Here is a 4,851-nt window from a genome sequence, read left to right as displayed (position 1 = left end):
GCGATTCTGAACGAGCCGCTTCCGCTTTTAAGTATTAACGATTTGTAAAGATCTTATCGATTAAGCCGTATTCTAGAGCTCTTTCAGCTGTCATGAAGTTGTCGCGGTCTGTGTCGCGTTGTAGTACTTCAAGTGGTTGACCTGTGCGGTCAGCAAGAATTTGGTTTAGTTTTTCACGTAAGAATAGGATACGTTTTGCAGCGATTTCGATTTCAGTCGCTTGACCTTGTGCTCCGCCAAGTGGTTGGTGAATCATTACTTCACTGTTTGGAAGTGCATAACGTTTTCCTTTTTCACCTGCTGCAAGTAAGAATGCACCCATAGATGCAGCCATACCGATACAGATTGTTGATACTTGTGGTTTAATAAATTGCATTGTATCGTAAATTGCCATACCTGCTGTGATAGAACCACCAGGGCTATTGATGTAGATGTGAATATCTTTTTCTGGATCTTGAGATTCCAAGAATAAAAGCTGGGAAACGATTGAGTTAGCTACGTTGTCATCAATTGCACTACCAAGCATAATGATGCGGTCTTTTAATAGTCGAGAGTAAATATCGTAAGCGCGTTCTCCACGATTTGTTTGTTCAATTACTGTAGGAATTAAATTCATCTGTTATTTCCTCCTTCTAAAGCTTTCTTAGTCTTATAATACAATTATGGTCAATAAAGGTCAAACGAAACCACTTTAAATCAAAAAAATATGTAGTTGTACCATGAATTATTCGCTATGTTTTTGAAATTCCCTGCTTATGTATCTTCAACATCATAACCGAATTACATAAATTTAAACGTCATGAAATCTGTAGTAAAAAGAAAAGAACGCCTTTTTACTGAAGCGTTCTTGTGATATCTATTCTTTTAAAAGATAGGTTACTTTATTTAAAATCTTTTCGATGTGTTTCGCGTTTTTACTATACATTTCGCTTGCTGATTTCGACTTTGTTTCTAGGGAAAATAGTTCAAGATCAGCATGACATTTTTTTAAAGATGCTAATAATAAAGGCTTGTTTTGAGGAGAAGGCATTTGTAGTTTGTCATTATAAATGTCGATAGTAAGTTGTCCGTATGAATCCACTTGACCGAGAAAGACATTTTCAATAACAACACCGAGCTTTTCTAGTTCAGAATGTAACCAAGCGCGGTTATGTCCACTAGAGGATAGAGGTTCATCTAAGACATTGCCATCCATAATAACAGTTTGTGGTTCTTTTTCATTCGGTACTTTTAAGCCAACGTCTTTTGCTGTAAGTGGTTGGCGATCTTTCTTTAATAATACATTTAATTCTCCGCTCGGTTCTAGTACGGCAAATTCAACATCAGCTACGCTGAAAGCATTTTTTCCACGGAGTAGTTCCAGTAATTCGTCACTTGTATATTTTTCTTTCTTTAAGTTATCTTCGAGTATTTTTCCATCTTTTATTAATACGGTAGATTTCCCTTCAAAGAAGTCGCGAGCTGTTTTGTTCTTTAAGGAGAGGATTCCTGTGAAAAAAGGTACCACAGCGAAAATGAGTATCGCAAAGACGCCATGGAAAAATTTTGAATCGAGCCCTGTAGATACTTGGGCAGCGATGTCACCGATTGTCATTCCGGCTATGTATTCAAAAAAGGAGAGCTGAGAGATTTGTCTTTTCCCTAACCATTTCGTAATAGCGAATAAAATAATTAATATGAATACAGAGCGAAGAATGACAAGTGTCCATTCCGGCAGGTGAGACATAGTCATTTCCTCCAGTCTACTTAAAACCCTTTATATTGAGGTTCTTCACGTTCTAATAATGAAACTCTATTCTGTAAATCAGCGATGATGCTGTCCATTTCTAACATACATTCATGAAATACGCGTTTTGATTCCGCGTCCTGTGAATTTAGTGAAAGGGAGCTTAAACTTGCTTGAGCGCCCCTTACACTAGCAAGGCAGGTTTTAACGCTAGCGATAACTGTCATACAAACACCTCTTATCCTTTCGGTTTGAATAGTAATGCACCAATGAATCCGAATATGATAGCAGCAGAAATACCAGCGCTTGTTACTTTAAACATTCCGGTAATGACGCCAACGATGCCGTGTTTTGCAGCTTCTTCCATTGCGCCGTGAACGAGGGCATTACCGAAACTTGTAATAGGTACAGTTGCCCCGGCTCCAGCAAAGTCGATTAATGGTTCATACAGGTTGAATCCGTCCAGTATAGCACCGGCAACAACGAGTGTTGCCATTGTATGAGCGGGTGTTAGCTTGCCAACATCAAACATAAGTTGGCCAATTACACATATGAGTCCGCCGATGACGAAAGCCCAGAAAAAAATCATTGCGTTGCACCTCCAAATTCAATCGAAACGGCGTGAGCGATACACGGAATCGTTTCTTCTTGTTGGAATGTAAGTGGAGATAGTAAAGCGCCTGTCGCAACGACAAGTATTTTTTTGAACTCTCCTCTTTTCATTCGGTTTAATAAATGACCGTACACGACTGTTGCGGAACATCCCGGTCCGCTAGCACCAGCTATGACAGGTTGCCCTTCTCTATAAATGAGTATGCCGCAATCTTGAAACTGTTCGCTCGTTACTTTCGTTCCGTGTTTATGTAGTAAGTCATAAGCAATTTCGCGACCGACATGTCCAAGATCACCTGTTACAATTAAGTCGTAATAAGAGGCGTCAATTTGTCGTTCGCGTAAATGGGCCTCAATCGTATCGACAGCTGCTGGGGCCATCGCACCACCCATATTAAAAGGATCTGTTAATCCCATATCAATCACTCGTCCGATTGTTGCAGATGTTACTCTAGGACCATGTCCAGTGTCGCTTAAAATAGCTGCGCCAGCTCCAGTTACTGTCCATTGTGCGGTAGGAGGTTTTTGACCGCCGTATTCAGTTGGATATCGGAACTGCTTCTCTACAGCGGCGTTATGACTAGATGCCCCGGTTAATAAATATTTTGCGCCTTTTGCATTTACAATACTTGCCCCGAGCGCTAATCCTTCCATGGAAGTAGAACATGCTCCGAATAATCCGAGATATGGTGTTCCGAGTGTACGGCAGGCAAAGCTTGTTGGAGTGATTTGATTAATTAAATCTCCTGCAAGTACGAATTGAATATCGTCTTTACGAAGCTTGGCTTTTTCAGTAGCGCGGCTACAAGCTTCTTCGAATAAAATTTTATGGGCTTTTTCATAGGAATCCTGGCCGAGCCATAAATCTTCATGGAGGATATCGAAGTCTTCTGGAATGTTTCCTTTTGCTTCAAATGGCCCGCCAACGACTCCTGTCGAAATAATAACTGGTTTGTTTTCAAATACCCACGTTCGGTGTCCTTGTAACATTTATAGCCCTCCCCATTGAACGAGAATCGTTTTAATAAGTGCGATGACGAAAGCTGAAAATACACCAAACAAAATAACAGAGCCGGCTAATTTAAACATATTTCCTCCAACGCCGAGTACGAACCCTTCTGTTCGGTGTTCGATACATGCGGCAATAACAGAGTTACCAAATCCAGTAACGGGTACAGCTGTGCCTGCTCCAGCAAACTGCCCAAAGCGGTCATATATACCGAAACCAGTTAGTAACATGGAAATGAAAATGAGAGTTGCGACTGTTGGATTTCCTGCTGAACGCTCAGTGAAGTCAAAATATGTGATATAAAACGTAGAAATGAGTTGTCCGATGAAGCAAATAAAACCACCGACGAAAAAGGCTTTAATACAATTTTTCAAGACAGGACGCTTCGGTTCGCGTTCTTGCTCGAATTTTTTATACTCTTGTTGCACAGGGGTTAAGTTCTTATCTTTACTAGACATTGCGATCCTTCCTTTTCTATTAAAAAGCGTTAAGTGTTAGACTCCATTTTTTTCCCAATGAGTTTTAATTGCTTATTGATCTCGTCTTTAGATACTTCTTTTTTCTTAATTTTGCTCTCAAGCTTTTCGAGTAACATAAAGATTTTTTTATCAGTACTTACACGAACATCGAAAGTAGGATGCTCATCACTTAGCTGCTTTTGAAGCTTCTTACGCAGAGGCTTTAATCCAAACCTTTCGTGATGCTCAGGTAGAACTGCTATGTAGAGATCCAAATTTGAATTCACTGCTGTGCTTTTTGTAATTTCATCCATAGCGAGAGCCCTTTTCTTGGCTCCTTGTGATATAGATTGATTAAAGGATTCCGTACTCGTCTTTGTTAGTTTGGGACCTTTTTCTTTCTCCGTTCGTTTTGCTTCTTCTTTCACTTTTTTATCTAAGGGACTATTATCACATCCGGTAAAAGAGCTAAATAGAAGGGCAAATAATGCGGTTATGAGACCGAGTTTTCGCATGATTATCATTCCATTTCTATTGCAATATGTAATGTGATAGAAAAAGGATGACTGCATATCATCCTTTTTCTATTTCACAGCATGACTAATCTGTTATTGCTGTGAGTATTGTGGTTCTTCTTGTTGGACTTCTTCAACGCGTGGATTTAAAGAATCGATAATCGTTTGCGTTTGCTCTGCAGCTGTTTGGAAAAGTTGCTTTGCTTGTTGGTTATCCGTATCAAGAGCGAATCCCTCTAAGCTAGCTTGTGCACTTTTTAATCCAGAAACAGTTTGCTTTAGTTTTGTAATTACAGTCATTGAATGAAGCCCCCTTTGGAATATCAATTCAAAGATTATAATTTGTGAGTTGGGATGAATTTATGATTGGAAAATTTAGGGGATAGTACTTTGTTAATATATTCCTAACTAAGGTTCATAAAGGATTACAGGGATATTTTTATTGATTTAGATGGATTTTATTGCTATTATTATGAAAAGAAAATGAACTATTTTCTATAATCATGCGCCCATAGCTCAGTCGGATAGAGC

The 4,851-nt window shown here is 39.3% G+C and carries 8 protein-coding genes; all 8 read right to left on the bottom strand.

Annotated elements, in window-relative coordinates:
• Nucleotides 1–34: 34 nt before the first annotated feature.
• The 8 genes from clpP to GFJ36_RS26260 all read right to left on the bottom strand — a co-directional run bounded on the left by clpP (nt 35) and on the right by GFJ36_RS26260 (nt 4,620).
• On the bottom strand, nt 35–616 hold the full coding sequence (clpP, locus tag GFJ36_RS26295) for an ATP-dependent Clp endopeptidase proteolytic subunit ClpP (RefSeq protein ID WP_001049163.1): 582 nt from the start codon (nt 614–616) through the stop codon (nt 35–37).
• 240 nt (nt 617–856) lie between these two features.
• The gene (locus GFJ36_RS26290; RefSeq protein ID WP_046955590.1) at nt 857–1,726 is read right to left on the bottom strand and encodes a DUF421 domain-containing protein; all 870 of its coding nucleotides are present in this window, start codon (nt 1,724–1,726) and stop codon (nt 857–859) included.
• Between the two features lie 20 nt (nt 1,727–1,746).
• Nucleotides 1,747–1,953: a DUF1657 domain-containing protein gene (locus tag GFJ36_RS26285; RefSeq protein ID WP_088064786.1), complete on the bottom strand. Its 207-nt coding sequence runs from the start codon at nt 1,951–1,953 to the stop codon at nt 1,747–1,749.
• Nucleotides 1,954–1,964: 11 nt separating this feature from the next.
• Nucleotides 1,965–2,315, bottom strand: a complete 351-nt coding sequence (gene spoVAE, locus GFJ36_RS26280; protein WP_000575918.1) for a stage V sporulation protein AE — start codon at nt 2,313–2,315, stop codon at nt 1,965–1,967.
• Nucleotides 2,312–3,328 carry a stage V sporulation protein AD gene (spoVAD, locus tag GFJ36_RS26275; protein ID WP_046955591.1) on the bottom strand — a complete coding sequence of 339 codons (1,017 nt, stop codon included), beginning with the start codon at nt 3,326–3,328 and terminating at the stop codon, nt 2,312–2,314. Before spoVAD ends, spoVAE begins: the two co-directional genes overlap by 4 nt.
• Entirely contained in the window at nt 3,329–3,805 is a 477-nt protein-coding gene (spoVAC, locus tag GFJ36_RS26270) for a stage V sporulation protein AC (RefSeq protein WP_000095399.1), read from the bottom strand.
• 29 nt (nt 3,806–3,834) lie between these two features.
• Nucleotides 3,835–4,320: a YhcN/YlaJ family sporulation lipoprotein gene (locus GFJ36_RS26265; protein ID WP_046955592.1), complete on the bottom strand. Its 486-nt coding sequence runs from the start codon at nt 4,318–4,320 to the stop codon at nt 3,835–3,837.
• 93 nt (nt 4,321–4,413) lie between these two features.
• The gene (locus GFJ36_RS26260) at nt 4,414–4,620 is read right to left on the bottom strand and encodes a DUF1657 domain-containing protein (protein ID WP_000216160.1); all 207 of its coding nucleotides are present in this window, start codon (nt 4,618–4,620) and stop codon (nt 4,414–4,416) included.
• Nucleotides 4,621–4,851: the final 231 nt, after the last annotated feature.

Origin of the sequence: Bacillus sp. EE-W1 (assembly GCF_009760835.1) — a bacterium.
Lineage (GTDB): Bacteria > Bacillota > Bacilli > Bacillales > Bacillaceae_G > Bacillus_A > Bacillus_A wiedmannii.
The sequence above is the reverse complement of the archived record's forward strand: the minus strand, read 5'-3'. Positions and strand labels throughout refer to the sequence as shown.

Excerpts from the sequence above, each read along its gene's own strand:
- clpP (WP_001049163.1), bottom strand. The coding sequence starts at position 616 with ATGAATTTAATTCCTACAGTAATTGAACAAACAAATCGTGGAGAACGC.
- GFJ36_RS26290 (WP_046955590.1), bottom strand. The coding sequence starts at position 1,726 with ATGTCTCACCTGCCGGAATGGACACTTGTCATTCTTCGCTCTGTATTC.
- GFJ36_RS26285 (WP_088064786.1), bottom strand. The coding sequence starts at position 1,953 with ATGACAGTTATCGCTAGCGTTAAAACCTGCCTTGCTAGTGTAAGGGGC.
- spoVAE (WP_000575918.1), bottom strand. The coding sequence starts at position 2,315 with ATGATTTTTTTCTGGGCTTTCGTCATCGGCGGACTCATATGTGTAATT.
- spoVAD (WP_046955591.1), bottom strand. The coding sequence starts at position 3,328 with ATGTTACAAGGACACCGAACGTGGGTATTTGAAAACAAACCAGTTATT.
- spoVAC (WP_000095399.1), bottom strand. The coding sequence starts at position 3,805 with ATGTCTAGTAAAGATAAGAACTTAACCCCTGTGCAACAAGAGTATAAA.
- GFJ36_RS26265 (WP_046955592.1), bottom strand. The coding sequence starts at position 4,320 with ATGCGAAAACTCGGTCTCATAACCGCATTATTTGCCCTTCTATTTAGC.
- GFJ36_RS26260 (WP_000216160.1), bottom strand. The coding sequence starts at position 4,620 with ATGACTGTAATTACAAAACTAAAGCAAACTGTTTCTGGATTAAAAAGT.